The sequence below is a fragment of the Luteimonas colneyensis genome (assembly GCF_014836665.1).
Classification (GTDB): domain Bacteria; phylum Pseudomonadota; class Gammaproteobacteria; order Xanthomonadales; family Xanthomonadaceae; genus Luteimonas; species Luteimonas colneyensis.
This window is the reverse complement of the sequence record NZ_JACSQJ010000002.1, coordinates 293,881-308,230: the sequence shown is the minus strand read 5'-3', so window position 1 is coordinate 308,230 and position 14,350 is coordinate 293,881. Positions and strand designations below refer to the sequence as shown.

General features: G+C 71.5%; 10 protein-coding genes and 1 pseudogene. 6 read left to right on the top strand and 5 right to left on the bottom strand.

Annotated elements, in window-relative coordinates; genetic code table 11:
• Positions 1 to 77: 77 nt before the first annotated feature.
• From recD to H9645_RS05485, 5 genes are all read right to left on the bottom strand, one after another.
• Positions 78 to 1,940 (bottom strand): exodeoxyribonuclease V subunit alpha, encoded by a 1,863-nt coding sequence (gene recD / locus H9645_RS05505; RefSeq protein WP_191728717.1) that lies wholly within the window; start codon positions 1,938 to 1,940, stop codon positions 78 to 80.
• Entirely contained in the window at positions 1,937 to 5,668 is a 3,732-nt protein-coding gene (locus H9645_RS05500; protein WP_191728716.1) for a UvrD-helicase domain-containing protein, read from the bottom strand. Before H9645_RS05500 ends, recD begins: the two co-directional genes overlap by 4 nt.
• Entirely contained in the window at positions 5,665 to 9,048 is a 3,384-nt protein-coding gene (gene recC / locus H9645_RS05495) for an exodeoxyribonuclease V subunit gamma (RefSeq protein ID WP_191728715.1), read from the bottom strand. The genes H9645_RS05500 and recC overlap by 4 nt, the downstream gene beginning before the upstream one ends.
• Positions 9,045 to 9,512 carry a hypothetical protein gene (locus tag H9645_RS05490; RefSeq protein ID WP_225218027.1) on the bottom strand — a complete coding sequence of 156 codons (468 nt, stop codon included), beginning with the start codon at positions 9,510 to 9,512 and terminating at the stop codon, positions 9,045 to 9,047. Before H9645_RS05490 ends, recC begins: the two co-directional genes overlap by 4 nt.
• A 78-nt stretch (positions 9,513 to 9,590) precedes the next feature.
• Positions 9,591 to 9,749 (bottom strand): hypothetical protein, encoded by a 159-nt coding sequence (locus H9645_RS05485; RefSeq protein ID WP_191728714.1) that lies wholly within the window; start codon positions 9,747 to 9,749, stop codon positions 9,591 to 9,593.
• A 35-nt stretch (positions 9,750 to 9,784) separates the two neighbouring features.
• On the opposite strand from H9645_RS05485, the gene H9645_RS05480 reads away from it, so the two are divergent.
• The 6 genes and pseudogenes from H9645_RS05480 to H9645_RS05455 all read left to right on the top strand — a co-directional run bounded on the left by H9645_RS05480 (position 9,785) and on the right by H9645_RS05455 (position 14,350).
• Positions 9,785 to 10,942: an HhH-GDP family DNA glycosylase gene (locus tag H9645_RS05480; protein ID WP_191728713.1), complete on the top strand. Its 1,158-nt coding sequence runs from the start codon at positions 9,785 to 9,787 to the stop codon at positions 10,940 to 10,942.
• Positions 10,943 to 11,045: 103 nt separating this feature from the next.
• Positions 11,046 to 11,828: pseudogene (locus H9645_RS05475) on the top strand (ABC transporter ATP-binding protein); the annotation flags it as partial.
• Between the two features lie 137 nt (positions 11,829 to 11,965).
• Positions 11,966 to 12,715 carry an MlaE family lipid ABC transporter permease subunit gene (locus tag H9645_RS05470; protein ID WP_191728711.1) on the top strand — a complete coding sequence of 250 codons (750 nt, stop codon included), beginning with the start codon at positions 11,966 to 11,968 and terminating at the stop codon, positions 12,713 to 12,715.
• Between the two features lie 147 nt (positions 12,716 to 12,862).
• Positions 12,863 to 13,408 (top strand): outer membrane lipid asymmetry maintenance protein MlaD, encoded by a 546-nt coding sequence (gene mlaD, locus H9645_RS05465; RefSeq protein ID WP_189499368.1) that lies wholly within the window; start codon positions 12,863 to 12,865, stop codon positions 13,406 to 13,408.
• Positions 13,405 to 14,070, top strand: a complete 666-nt coding sequence (locus H9645_RS05460) for an MlaC/ttg2D family ABC transporter substrate-binding protein (RefSeq protein WP_189499366.1) — start codon at positions 13,405 to 13,407, stop codon at positions 14,068 to 14,070. Before mlaD ends, H9645_RS05460 begins: the two co-directional genes overlap by 4 nt.
• On the top strand, positions 14,054 to 14,350 hold the full coding sequence (locus tag H9645_RS05455) for an STAS domain-containing protein (RefSeq protein WP_189499364.1): 297 nt from the start codon (positions 14,054 to 14,056) through the stop codon (positions 14,348 to 14,350). Before H9645_RS05460 ends, H9645_RS05455 begins: the two co-directional genes overlap by 17 nt.

Below are 14,350 nucleotides of genomic sequence, written 5' to 3'. Positions count from 1 at the left end.
CGGTCCCGATGGTAATGCCATAAACAGTGGCGGATGGCCGATAGGGCTGAAGAAGGGTCCTGGCGGGATCTGCAGCATCAGTTGCACCAGGCTGACTCGCCCAGCCGCCACCCCAACCCCGACCACCGCCCCGCATGTCGCGCCAGCGCCTCCGCGATCACGCACGCAGTCCCCGCCACATGCAACATGCTCCGCGCCCGCGTCATCCCCGTGTACACCAGCTCCCGCGACAGCACGCGGTTGTATCGCTCAGGCAGCACCAGCCATACCTCGTCGAACTCGCTGCCCTGGGCCTTGTGCACCGTCATGGCGAAGGCGCTGTCGTGCGCTGGCAGCGACGCGGGGTGGAACGGGCGCGGATTGCGCGGGTCATCGCCCGGGAACCACGTCATCAGCGTGCCGCTGTCGTCGCGCAGGCAGATGCCGACATCGCCATTGAAGAGGCGATGGCGGTAGCTGTTTTCAGTGATCAGCAGAGGTCTGCCGTGGAAGTAGCGGCTCCCGCCTGAAGCGGGGCCAGAACCGCGGCGGGTGCCGGCCAGCAATTCCTCGATTCGCGCATTGAGGATTCGCGCGCCCTGCGGGCCTTCGCGCACGGCGGTGAGGATGCGCAGCCGGCCTGCCCGGGCGAGCGCCTCGGCGGGATCGCTCGCCTCGGCCAGCGCCGTCCAGTGGGCCAGCAGATGTTTGCCATGCGACTGCAAGACGTCGACATCGCCTTCGTGGAAGTGCACGCCGGAAAGTTCACCACTGCGCAGGAGTGACAGCGCGGTATCGCTGTCGCCTTCGCGCACGGCGGCAGCGAGCGGCACCAGATCCAGCGCCGCACTCTGCCGGTAACCACGCGTGAGATGGATGTGGCGCGCAGGGAAAGCGGCGGGGTCGCCCTCGACAGACGGCTTGCCCTGCTCTGCTTCCGAAGCCGCCCCCAGGATCCCCGCCAGCACATCGCCCGCCTCCACCGATGGCAACTGGTCCGGATCCCCCAGAAGGACAAGCCGCGCCCCGTCCTGCACCGCCTCCACCAGCTTCGCCATCAGCGGCAGGTCGATCATCGACGCCTCGTCCACCACCACCACGTCGTACGACAGCGGGTTGTCGGCATCGCGCCGGAACACGGGCTTGTCGGGGATGGTCTCGAGCAGGCGGTGCAGGGTGGTGCCGGCGGTGGGGAGCTGGGCGCAGAGGCCTTCGTCCACGCCTAGGGCGGTCAGGGCCTGCAGGGCGTGGCGCACGCTTTCGGCCATGCGCTCGGCGGCGCGGCCGGTGGGGGCGGCCAGGGCGATGCGCGGCGGTGGGGTCCCGGCGTCGCGGGCCTGGGCGGCCAGCAGCACCAGCATGCGGGTGATGGTGGTGGTCTTGCCGGTGCCGGGGCCGCCGGTGACCAGCAGCAGGCTGTGGCGCAGGGCGGCGGCGGCGGCGCGGGACTGGGCGTCGTCGCCGCTGGCGGTATCGGGGAACAGCTGGTGGAACAGCGGCGCGAGCGGCTCGGGCACCAGGGCATCGATGTCCGCCGGAAATGCGTCCGCGCCTGCAGCCCCATGCTGCGGCGGCGCATGCCCGATCCGCCGCAGTCCTTCGGCCAGCCGCCGCTCGTACTCGCGGTACCGGCGCAGGTAGACCAGCCCATGCTCGAACACCAGCGGCGCATAGGGCGCGGACTCGTCATCGCCACGCTCCGGCCGCGCCACCCAGCGCGACGCCTCCAGCGCGGCGCGCCACGCGCCGATCTCCGGCCACGCGAACGGCGCCTCCACCAGCCGCTGCGGCTCCGCCGGATCAAAACCCGCATGCCCTGCTGCCACCGCCAGCGACGCCAGTGCCGCGGCCACAAGCACGGCGTCCGGCGTCTCCGGATCCAGCCGCCGCAGGCTCTGCGCCAGCGCCACGTCCAGCGGCCGCAGCGCGCGTGCGCGGTCCAGCGCATCCAGCAGGCTCATGCGGCCACCTCCTTCGCTTCGCCTGCGAACAGCGCATCGAGCGCATGCACCAGCTCCGGCGCGAAGCGCCATGCGGCGATGCCGCGGCCATCGCCCGCGCCCGCATCGATCCCGCGGCAGAACAGATAGCGCGCGCCACCGAAGTCGCGGGCGTAGTCGTAGCCGTCGCCCAGGCGGAAGCGCAGCCAGCGGTGCAGGGCCAGGGTGTAAATCAGCGCCTGCAGGGTGTACTCGCTCTGGGCCATGGCCTGTTCCAGGTCGGCCGCGCCGTAGCCGGGCAGGCGGTTGGACTTCCAGTCGAGCACGTACCAGCGGCCATCAGACAGGTAGGTGAGGTCGATCAGGCCGGTCATCAGGCCTTCCAGGCGGCGGCGCAGGCCGAAGCCCTGGCGGGCGGTGACCACGCCGTGGCGGTGCAGCAGGGCGAGCAGTGCGTCCACGCGCGTGGGCGCGAGCGCGAACTGGAATTCGATCTCGGGGCGGCGCTGCGCGGCGGGCACGTCCGCGAGCGCGCTGCCTTCGGGCAGCACGGCGGTGAGGCAGTGGCCCAGCATCGGGGTGATCACGGCCACGCCGTCTTTGATGTCGTCGGCGGGGTAGCCGCCGCGGCCCAGCGCGGCGGTGATCTTTGCAAGCTCGCCGTCGGGCGCGCTGTCGCCGGGGCGCCAGCCGCGCCAGGCGGCGAAGTCGGCGTGTTCGAAGGCGTCGTGCAGCACCACGCCGAAGCGGGCGCCGCCGAAGCGCGGGTCATAGGCTTCGGCTTCGGCATCCACTTGTGCGGCGTCCTCGGCGGGTTCGTCGCGCCCGCCGGCGGCGGGCTGGGTGGCGGCGCTGGCGGTGTCGTGGCCGCCGTCGGCATTGGCGAGCTGGGTGAAGCTGTAGACCCACCAGTCGCTGGCCAGCGCGCGCGTGGCGCTGCGGGCCGGGGGCACGTCCTCGCGGGCGTCGGCGCCCAGCCAGGGCAGCGCGGCCGGTTGCGTGGCGCGGTCGATGGCGATGGTGCCGGGCGCGCGCGCGGCCAGCGCGTCGGCATCGGCCAGCATCGGCCACAGCGGCGACTGCGCGTGGTTGTAGAAGCGGCCGGTGGCCAGCCACAGCGCGTCGCGCGTGCGGGTGAGGCCGACGTAGAGCAGGCGCGCGTTCTCGGCGCGTTCGTGGCGTTCCCACGCGGCGAGCGCGTCCTTCCAGCCGCTGCTTTCTTCCTGCAGCTTCCAGTGCAGCACGCGGCCGTCGTCGCCGTGCACCACCACGCGGCCGCCGTGGTGCGGCGGCTTGCCGCCGATGCCCACGTAGGGCAGGAACACCAGTGGGTACTCTAGGCCCTTGCTCTTGTGCAGGGTGACGATCTGCACGCGGCGGGCGTCGGACTCCAGGCGCAGCTGCTGGGCCTCGTCGTCGGCGCTGGCATCGGCGATGGCGCGCGCCAGCCAGTCGAGCAGGCCATGCAGACCAAGCGCCGTGCGCTGCGCTTCCTGCAGGTGTTCGGCCAGCTGCAGGTAGTTGGTCAGCCGGCGCTCGCCGTCCATCAGGCCAAGCAGGCGCGGCGCATGCTGGGCGCACAGCTCGCCCACCAGCGCCAGCGGGCCGGCACGACGCAGGCGTTCGCCCCAGGCAAGGGCGTCGAGCTGCTTCTTCTGCAAAAGCTCGCCATCGGCATCGAGCGCGGCGACGGCGTGCGCGTCCTCGCCCACCAGCACGGTGGCGAGCGCGGCGCGCAGGCGGCGGTCGTCGGCGCCGTGCACCAGCGCCTGCAGCAGGGTGTGCAGCTCGCGCGCTTCGGGCGTCGCGAACAGGCTCTGCTTGCCGGCGGCCACGGCCGGGATGCCGACCGTGGCCAAGGCGTCGCGGATCATCACCGCCTCGCCGTGCTTGCGCACCAGCACGGCGATATCGCCGGGGCGCACCGGGCGGCCCTTGATCGTGGCGCGGCCTTCGCGGGCGTCGGTCAGCACGCGGTGGATCGCGGCGACGCAGGCGCGGGTGGCGAGTTCGCGCGAGTACGGCGAGCTGTGCGGCTTCACCTTGCCCTTGTCGTCGGCCGCGGGCTCGAGCGCGCGCCACAGCGTGATCGCGGGCGCGGGCTGGCCGTCGCGCTGGTATTCGGCGTCGTCGCGCACGCCGCCGGGCTGCACGGGATGGAAGGCGATGCGCGCGTCGATGAAGGGCGGCGGCACGGCCTCGGGCGCGGCGTCGTGCGCGGCCTGCGCCTGGGCGTACAGCGCTTCGATGCCGCGCAGCACCGCCGGACGCGAGCGGAAGTTGCTCGCCAGCGGCGGCGCCATGGTGGCGGTGGCGCGCGCGGCGAGATAGGTCTCGACGTCGCCGCCGCGGAAGCCATAGATCGCCTGCTTGGGATCGCCGATCAAAAACAGCGCCGGCTCCGGGCTGTCGGCGCCGAACACGCGGTCGAAGATCGCCCACTGCCGCGGGTCGGTGTCCTGGAACTCGTCCACCAGCGCGATGCGGTACTGCGCGCGCAGGCGCTCGACCAGGGCGTCGCCGTGCGGGCCGGCGAGCGCGTCGGCCACGCGGTCGATCTGGTCGTCGAAGGTGAGCACGCGCGCCAGCTGCTTGTGCCGCGCCAGCCGGCGGCGGGCGTCGTCGCGCAGGCGGTGCAGCAGCGCGGCCTTGCGGCCTTCGCGCAGGCGGTCGGCCTCGGCCAGCGCCTGCGCATAGGCCTCCACGGCATCGCACAGCGGCGAGTCCGGCGTGCGCCCGGCGCCGGCCTTGCTGGTGCGCTTGATGAGCGTCTCGCGGTGCAGGTTGCCGAGCTTGTCGTGGTGGAAGCGGATGCCGGCGTCGGCGCGCGTGCACCAGCGCGCGAGCTGGTCGAACAGGTCCTGGATCCACTCGGCCTTGTAGCTGTTGCCGTTGAGCAGCTTGCCTTCGGTGGCGCGCAGCAGCTCGACGCGGAAGCCGTCGCCGTGCGTGCGCGCGGCCTCGGCGAAGGTCTTCGCGGCGGCGCGGAGCATCGGGCCGGGATCGGGCAAGTCGTCGGGGGCTTCCGGCCGCAGCACCTGCTCACGCACCAGCAGCGAGAGGTCCTTCGCCAGCGCGTGGGGGCCCTGCGGCCACAGCGCATGCAGGTCGTCCACGGCGTCGGCGTCCACCGCGTGCGCGCGCCACAGGTCGGCGGCGATGGCGGAACGCAGCTCGGCGTCGCTGGCCAGCAGCTCCGGCGGGTCGAAGCCCTGCCCGCTCTCCAGCGCATGCTCGCGCAGCACGCGGGCGCAGAAGCCGTGGATGGTGAAGATGGCCGCCATGTCGATGTCATCGGCGGCACGGCGCAGGCGGCGGCGCAGGGCATCGCGCGACTCGTCGCCGCGCGCGAGGTGGGCGTCGATGAGCTGGCGCATCAGTACGGCTTCGGGTGAGGTGTTGGCGGCAACGCGCGGCGCGCCTGCTGCGCGGGCCGGCGCGCCTGCGCCGCCGCGCGAGGTGTCGGTTGCATCGACGGCGGCATCGGAAGCACCCGCGGCTTCCGCGCCGCCGTCCGCGGCCACCTCCGCCGCCAGCACCAGCCGCTGCCGCACGCGCGCACGCAGCTCCTGCGTCGCAGCCTCGGTGAAGGTCACCGCGAGGATCCCGCCCACGCCCAGCCCGCGCTCGAGCACCAGCCGCGCCAGCAGCGTGGCGAGGGTGAAGGTCTTGCCGGTGCCGGCCGAGGCCTCGATGGCGAACACGCCCTGGAGCGGCTGGGTGGCGTACGGGTCGAGCGGCGCGTTCACTCGCCTTCCTCCGGGTCATGGGCGCGGGCGAGGCCGGCCAGCGTTGCGGGATCGACGCCGTCGTACACCTTGCCGTCGCGCACGGCGAGGAACACCGTCATCGCCGCGTCGGCGAAGCGCACCAGCATCGCCTCGTCGGCGAAGGGGTCACGACCGCGCAGCACCTGGCGCAGCGCATCGCCCTGGCCTTCGGCGAAGCCCCCTCCGACGCCGTGCCACTGCTTGCGTGCCGCCTCCACCGCCTTGTCGGGGTCGTCGTCGTTGTCGACGCTGGCGTAGGCCCAGGCGCTGTAGGGCGCATACGACAGCGGCGCGCGCAGGCCCAGCGCACGCAGCGCCAGCAGCCGGCGCAGCGCGTCCACGGCCTGCTGCCGCGACAGCGCCGGGCGCGGATGCGGCCCGACCCCGGCGGCGCGGCTTTCGAAGAAATCATGGAACGGCAGCTCGATGCCCGCCGCACGCGCCAGCAGCCAGTCGAGGCCGCTGCGGATCACGCTGGGGCCGTTCGGCTTGCCAAAGCGCAGGCGCGCGATGCCCTGCGGATACACGTCCTGGATGCGGGCGTGGATGCGCACGCCGTCGATCTCGACCTCGGCCAGCAGCGACTCCGGCTGTGCGTCGTCGCGCCAGCCAGCGAACGCGTCCAGCCACGGCGCGAGCGCATCGCGCTGGTCGGCCAGTACCCGGCGGCCGGCCGCACCCGAGGGCAGCAGGCCGCGCGCGCGCAGCATGGCGTGGATGCCGGCCTCATCGCGACCCTGCAGCAGCTCGTCGAACAGCGCACGCTGCAGGATGCTGCGCTCCAGCCCGCCGTCGGGGCCGGCCAGCGGCTCGAGGTCGTCGCCTTGCTCCTCCACTCCCACCAGGCGCAGGCCCATGCGCTCGAGCAGGCTTTCCGCCGGGTGCAGCAGGAAGCGGCGCAGCGCGCCGATCGGAAGCTCCGGTTCGGCATCGGCGTCGGCGAGTGGCACGCCCTCGAACCACGGCGGCAGCGGCACCCGGCGATCCGCGGCACCGGCCGCGGCCTGCTGCCAGCGCGCGTGGTAGGAGAAGCGGCGCGGCTCGTCGACGGGGCCGAAGGCCTGCGGCGAGAACGGCTGCAGCGGGTGCCGCACCACCAGCGCCTCGCCCACGTCCTTGCCATCGTCCGCGTGCTGCGCCGCGGCGGCATCGATCAGCTCCGACACCAGCACCGAGGGTTCGCGGCGGCTGCCGTCGCGCGGGTCGGCGCCCTGCCAGCTGACGTAGAACACGTCCTGCGCGGCGGTGAACAGCTGCAGGAACAGGAAGCGGTCGTCATCGCGCGTGGAGCGGTCGCCGGCGCGGCGGCGGCCGGTGCCGAGTTCGGCGGTGAGGCGGTTGAGGCCGGGCGCGGGATCGCGGCGCGGGAACTCGGCGTCGTTCATGCCCAGCACGCAGATCACCCGGAACGGCAGCAGCCGCATCGGCACCATGCGCGCGATGCTGACGCCGCCGGTGAGGAGCGGCGCGCGCACGTCGGCCTCGGCCAGCACCGCGCCGAAGTGCGCGCGCACGGCTTCGGCCGGCACCGGCGCGTCGAAGCCGGCCTCCGCGGCACTGCGCGCGAAGGCATCCACCAGCGTGCGCAGGCGGTCGAGCGCGCGCTGGCCCGCGGCACTCGCCGGCGGCCGCGGCAGCAGCGCATCGAGCAGCTCAAGCAGCCGCTCGCGCCACTGCGCCGGCGGCATCGCCTCGCCCAGCAACTCCGCGTTGCGCGCAAGCACGCGCAGCAGCCGCAGCAGGGTGTCGAGCGCATCCAGCGCGCCGCCTTCGAGGTCCGGCAGCGGCGCGACCAGCTGTCCGTCATTCGCCTGCACCAGCGCGTCGCTGCCGCTGGCATAGCCCAGCAGCAGGCGGTCGAGCGCAAAGGCCCAGGTGTAGGCGGCATCGGCCGGCGCGTCGAAGCGCGTGCGGTGCTGCGCGTCCAGGCCCCAGCGCGCGCCCGCGTCCGACAGCCAGCCCTGCAGGCGTTCCAGCGCGGGCGCGTCGAGACCGTTGGCCTCGGCCAGCGCCGGGCTTGCCAGCAGGTCGAGGATCTCGTGCAGCCCGAAGCGCGACACAGGCAGCGCCAGCAGGCGCAGGAACACTTCGGCCAGCGGTTCGTTGGCAAGCGGGCTGGCGTCGGCCAGCGCATAGGGGATAGCGTCGTCCCCGCCGCGGTCGCCGAATACCGCGCCGAGGTAGGGCAGGTAGGGATCGATGTCCGGCGCGAGCACCGCGACCTCGCGCGGCTGCAGCGGCGGGTCGAAGCGCTTGTCGTCGAACAGCGCGCGCAGCTGGTCGCGCAGCACCTGCAGTTCGCGCAGTCGCGTGTGGCAGGCGTGCAGCTGCAGGCTGGGATCAGCGCGGTCCACGGCCTCGCGCTTCGGGACGCCCGGCTCGCCGCGGCGGTGGAACACGTCCGACTGCATGCGCCGCAGCAGGCTGCCGCGCAGCGGGCCGCCGCCGTCGGCCGGATCGGCGTGCGCGCGCAGTTCGGCCGAGGCGTGCACCACCTCGTAGTTGCCCACCAGGCGCATGAAGTCCACGCCGGCCGCGCCCCAGGCCTGCAGCAGCCGGTTCTCGCCGCCGGCCAGCAGTGCGCCCTCGGTGGCCAGTTCGGCCTCGGGCACCGCGCGCATGCGCTGCAGGTCGCCCCAGTAGGCCTGCGAAGGCGAGGGCACGAAGCAGTGCAGCGTGCCCACGCGCGCCTGCGTGGCCACCACGCGCAGCACGTCGGGCGAGACGTTGAGGGTGGCGAAGGCCGACAGCCGCGCCGGCATGCCCGCGGGCAGCGGCGCATCGGGCGCTTCGAAGCGGTCCAGGTAGTCCTGGATGCGGCGCGCGCGGTGCACGCGGCCGCGCGCGACGTGCCGCCACAGGATCGCCTGCGGATCGTCCGGATCGGCGCCGGCCTCCCAGCGCAGCAGCCAGTCGCGGCGCCAGGCCTGGTACTTCTCGAACACCGCGGCCAGCTCGCCGGCCAGCGCCCAGGCGCGCAGCGGGTCGCCGCCGCCCACGTGCGCGGCGATCGCCGCCAGTGCCGGCAGCTCCAGCAGCGCCGGCTCGCGCAGCGCCGCGTACAGCCGCCAGTGCAGCGTGTCCGCGTCCAGCTCGTCCTGCGCCGGCCCGAGGTTGGCCGCCAGCACGCGGCCCACGAATTCACCCGGCGTGAGGAAGTCGATGTTCGCCGCCACCCCGTGCGCCGCCGCCAGCGTGGCCTGCAGCCAGCGCCGCATCGCCACCTGCGGGATCAGCACCACCTCCGGCTCGAGCAGGCGCTCCGGCGCCACCGGCGCGCGCAGCAGGTCGGCGAGGATGCCCGCCAGCACCTCGAGCGCGTTGGAGTGGTAGAGGCGGAAGTCGGGCGGCGTGCTCATCGCGTCGACCAGGCCCAGGCGCGCGCGATGCGCCGCGGATCCTTTGCCGCCACGGTGCACAGGTAGCGCGGATCCGGGCGGATGCCCACGCGCCCCAGGTCGAGCCGGTCGGCGTCCCAGCACACCTGCACCAGCGGATGCGCCTCCACGTGGCCGTCGCTATGGCCGTGGCAGGCCTCCCTCAGCAGCGCCATCGAGGCGGCATCCAGCGCGATCACGCCCTTGCGCCACAGCCAGTGCGCGTACTCCGCCGCGCGCGGGCCGTGCTCGGGATCGTGGTCGTCATTGCGCCGCTGCGAGTCGTGCACCAGGCCGAACAGCGCCGGCACGCGCGGGTCCAGGCCCAGCCCGCGCGCCAGCGACACGCCGTGGAAGCGCACCCGCGCCCAGTGCGATGCGCCGTGGATGCCGTTCCAGTCGAGGCGGAATTCCTTCCGCAGATGCGCCGCCAGGCCCTGACCCATCGTTGCTCCCCCGTACCAGGTGCCATGATGCCGCAGCCCGGTCGCAGGCGCTGATACCGCGCCTGGCCGGAACTCAGCTCATTTCCATCGAATCTCGATCAATTCGACCTCATAGCCGGGATGACGTTTACGGAGGATCTGCATGACGAGCTGCTCGCTCTGTGCTGCCACATTGCCGCTCCATGAGCTTCCGGTCCAGCCGCCCGAGCCGACGGTTTTCCGGTAGCGATACTTCACTGACGCATGCTTCATTACCCCTCCCGGAGCGGTGGATGGTGGACATCGCAAACCATGAGACGGGAATGCCACACAGTCCGGGTGTTGCTTCGGAGGCGCCGGTGGCCATTCGACTCGAGTTCTACAACCTGATCATTCCGATCCGGGTGATCGATCGCAAGTATCCGGGCGGATGGGACAGGTGCCGCAAGGATCATGGCTTGCGCCGCGAAGCGTCCAGTTTCGGCTCCTGCTGTCACGACGGCGAGCTTTTCCGCGACGGCGCAATGGACCCGCTGGGATTCGCGCTTTTGCTCGACAGATGGACTTCACTTGGATTCAAATCGACTCGGAGTCATCGAAACAGGAAGCTGGCGGCGGATGTTTGCTTGTATGCGACGTTTGCCGATACGCCAGAACACCCCTGCGATTGGATCCGGATAGATACTGAGAATGGCGTGGCCGAGCTCCTGCCACGCTCCCGTGGAAGCTGTCAAGAGACTTACTGGATGACACGTACAGAAGCGTCGGAGAAGCTCGCGGCTATCGCGAAGATGATTTCGCTTGGAAAAGCTGATTACCTTGAGGCCCTGAAGGCGGATTACGTCAACCTGCGTCGCGAGGATTTTCTCTGGCACTTCCTCCTACAAAGTTTCGCGACGATGGGTCGATCGTCCGGATGGCATGGACTGATCGGCAACAAGGCGAATTACGATCGTGTCACCTTCGAAGCCCTGGACCGCCTGACCCCGGACGCCAGGGAGGCGACGTTGAAGTCCGTTTGCAGGGAGGCAAAGGTCCGCATGCCAGATCGCAAGGCCGCCTTCCTTCTTGGCTGCTTCGAACGCATCAACATGCTTGGCGGGCCGCTCGCAGCCCGGGACAAGCTCCTGGCTCTTCCAGGGCGCGATGCAAAAATCAGGTTCCTCAAGCAGTTTCCCGGGATTGGGCCGAAGTACGCGCGGAACATCATGATGGATGTCTACCACGAGGATTTCCGGGACAGTATCGCGGTGGATGCCCGCATCAAATCGATCTTGTCGGCTCTGGGACTGTCCTTGGGGAGCTACACGGAAGAAGAGGACTTCTTTCTGGGAGTCGCCCGGTCCGCAGGTCTGAATGGCTGGGAGCTGGATCGGCTGATGTACCACTTCAAGGATGAGTTCGAAGCAGCGATTCAGGATTGGTCCCAGCCTCTACCGGCTGACGTGTAGCAACCGCACCCGCATTGCAAGGGATAATGGGCTTGTCTTGCCCCTGTTCAGCGGCAGAGCCTCATGCTCCTCGGGTTCTGCCGCCCTGTCACCCGATCCCAGAATGCCCCACGCCGTGCCTCCCGCATCGAACGTCCCCGCCGTCCGCCTCTCCGGCGTGCGCCTGGACCGCGGTGCGCGCACGATCCTGTCGGGCATCGACCTTGAGGTGCCGCGCGGCAGCATCACCGCCATCCTCGGGCCCTCGGGCAGCGGCAAATCGACCCTGCTCGCGGCGCTGACCGGCGAGCTGGTGCCGGCGGCCGGCACGGTCGAGGTTTTCGGCCAGCCGGTGCCGCGCCGCCACCGCGAGCTGCTCGCGCTGCGCAAGGGCATCGGCGTGCTGCTGCAGGGCAACGGCCTGCTCACCGACCTCACCGCCGGCGAGAACGTGGCGCTGCCGCTGCGCACGCACACCACGCTGCCGACCCCGGTGATCGAGCAGCTGGTGCTGATGAAGCTGCACGCCGTGGGCCTGCGCACCGCCGCCGACCTGTACCCGCGCGAGCTGTCCGGCGGCATGGCGCGGCGCGTGGCGCTGGCGCGCGCGATCGCGCTCGATCCGCCGCTGATGCTCTACGACGAGCCGCTGACCGGCCTCGACCCGATCGCGTCCGGCGTGATCATGTCGCTGATCGCGCGCCTCAACGCCACGCTCGGCATGACCAGCATCATCGTCAGCCACCACGTGCGCGAGACCGTGCCGATCGCCGACCAGGTGCTGGTGACCGCCAACCGCGGCATCGTCTTCGCCGGCACGCCGGCCGAGCTCGAGGCCAGCGACGACCCGCTGCTGCGCCAGTTCCTGCGCGGCGAGCCGGACGGCCCGATCGCCTTCGACCCGGCCTCGGCGCAGCCCAGCGCGCGCGATGCCCTGGCACGCGCCGAAGCCGCCGCGCCGGCGCGCGTTGTCGCCGACGTGCTCGACGCAGCCGCCGCACCCCACGTCGCCACCGCGCCGCGCCCCGACGCCGAGGCCCGCTGATGCCCTTCGTCTCCAGCACCCGCTCGCTTGGCCGCGCCGGCCTGTTCTCGCTGTCGGTGTTCGCCGCCTCGAAGCCGACGCGCGACTTCTTCGCCGAACTCGTGCGCGAGATCTACAAGATCGGCGCGCGCTCGCTGCCGATCATCGCCGTCGGCGGCGCTTTCGTCGGCCTGTCGCTGACCCTGCTCGGCTACCGCGCGCTCGAGACCTACGGCGCCGCCAACCAGGTCAGCGTGCTGATCGGCCTGGGCCTGTACCGCGAACTGGCGCCGGTGCTGACCGCGCTCCTGTTCATCGGCCGCGCCGGCTCCTCGATCGCGGCGGAGCTCGCATTGATGCGCGCCACCGACCAGATCCAGGCCCTGGGCCTGATGGCCATCGACCCGGTGGCCAAGGCGGTCGCGCCTCGCTTCTGGGCGGCGGTGGTCTGCGTGCCACTGCTGACCGCGTTCTTCGTCAGCCTGGCGCTCACGGCCAGCTGGTTCGAGGCGGTGCAGGTACTGGGCGTGGACAACGGCACCTTCTGGCAGACCATGCGCGACGTGGTCGATTTCCGCGACGACTTCCTGGTCGCGTTCCTGAAGTCGGCGATCTTCGGCGGCACCGCGGCCCTGGTCGCGGCCTACGTGGGCTTCCACGCCGAGCCGACGATCGAAGGCACCTCGGTCGCCACCACCCGCGCCGTCGTCAACGCCTCGCTGCTGGTCCTGATGTTCAACTTCGTCCTCTCCGCGCTGCTGTTCAGATGAGCAACGTGAAGAGCATTTGCCACGGATGCACGCTGATGACACGGATTTACACGGATAAAGCCAAACAGGAATTGCTTCTGCTCTATCCGTGAAAATCCGCGTCCATCCGCGTCATCCGTGGCAAGAAAGCTTCTACCAGGTGTCCTTATGAACACATCCCGTGGCCCAAGACTCGAGTTCGCCGTCGGCGCTTTCCTGGTGCTGGCGCTGGCGTCGGTGCTGGTGCTGGCCGTCGCATCGACCAACGGCAAGTTCGGCTTCGCACGCGACAGCTACGAGCTGACCGCGCGCTTCACCAACCTCGGCCAGCTGCGCCCCAACGCGCCGGTGAAGGTCGGCGGGGTGACGATCGGCAGCGTCTCGAAGATCGACCTTGATCCGGTCAAGTTCGACACCATCGTGACGCTGGCCATCGACAGCCGCTTCAACGAGATCCCGATCGACACCTCGGCCCAGATCCTCACCGGCGGCCTGCTGGGCGAAAGCTATGTCGGCCTGCAGCCCGGTGGCGACCTGGAGGTCTTCAAGCCCGGCGAAGAGCTGGTCTACACCCAACCCGCCGTCGACCTGATGCAGATGGTCGGCAAGTACATGTTCAGCGGCACTGGCGAAGATGGCGCCGATGCCGGCGGCACCCCGGCGCCCGACGCGCCTGCCGACGACACCCCGCCCCCCACGGAGAGCACCCCATGACGTCCCGCCCCCTGGTTCCCCTGATCCTCGCCGCCGCCCTGCTCGCCACCGCGCCCTTCGGCGCCTGCGCGCAGGCCCAGGCGCAGGCCGCGCCGGCCGCCACCATGCAGGGCTCGCCCAGCAAGCTCGTGCTCGACAACAGCCAGCGCATCCTGTCGACGCTGGACTCGCGCCGCGCCGAGTTCACCGCCGACCGCAGCAAGCTGCAGGCCTTCATCGCCGGCGAGTTCGACCAGATGTTCGACCGCGAGTACTCCGCGCGCCAGGTGCTGGGCCGCCACGGCCGTGGTGCCGACGACGCCGACGTGAAGGTCTTCGCCGACGCGCTCGCCGACAGCCTGATGCGCCGCTACGGCAGCTCGCTGCTCGACTTCAACACCCGCCTGCGCGTGCGCGTGAAGTCGGAAACACCGCTGCCGCGCGGCCTTGGCGTGAAGGTCTCCAGCGAGATGCTGCGCCAGGGCGGCGAGCCGATCCCGGTCGACTACCTGATGCGGCAGACGCCGGCCGGCTGGCGCGTGTTCGACGTGATGGTCGAGGGCGTGTCCTTCGTGCAGACCTTCCGCCAGCAGTTCGACACCCCGCTCTCGCGCAAGTCGATCCGCGACGTCGCGGCCGACCTGCGCGCGGGGCGGATCCAGGCCGATGCCCGCACCAACTGATCCCGGCGTCAGTCGCGAGGGTGACGCGCTGCGGGTCCGCGGCGACGTCACCGGCGAGCGCGTGCCCGCGCTGTGGCGCAGCGCTCGCCCGCAGTGCGCTGGCGTGCGTCGCATCGACATCACCGGCGTGACCCGCGTCGACAGCGCCGGCCTGGCGCTGCTGTCGGCGCTCGCCGACGCGGCCGGCAGCGCCGGCATCGAGGTCGTCGGCAGCCCACCCGGCCTGTCCGACCTGCGCGCGGCCTACCGGCTGGACGCCGCGCTCGGCTTCGGCACCTGA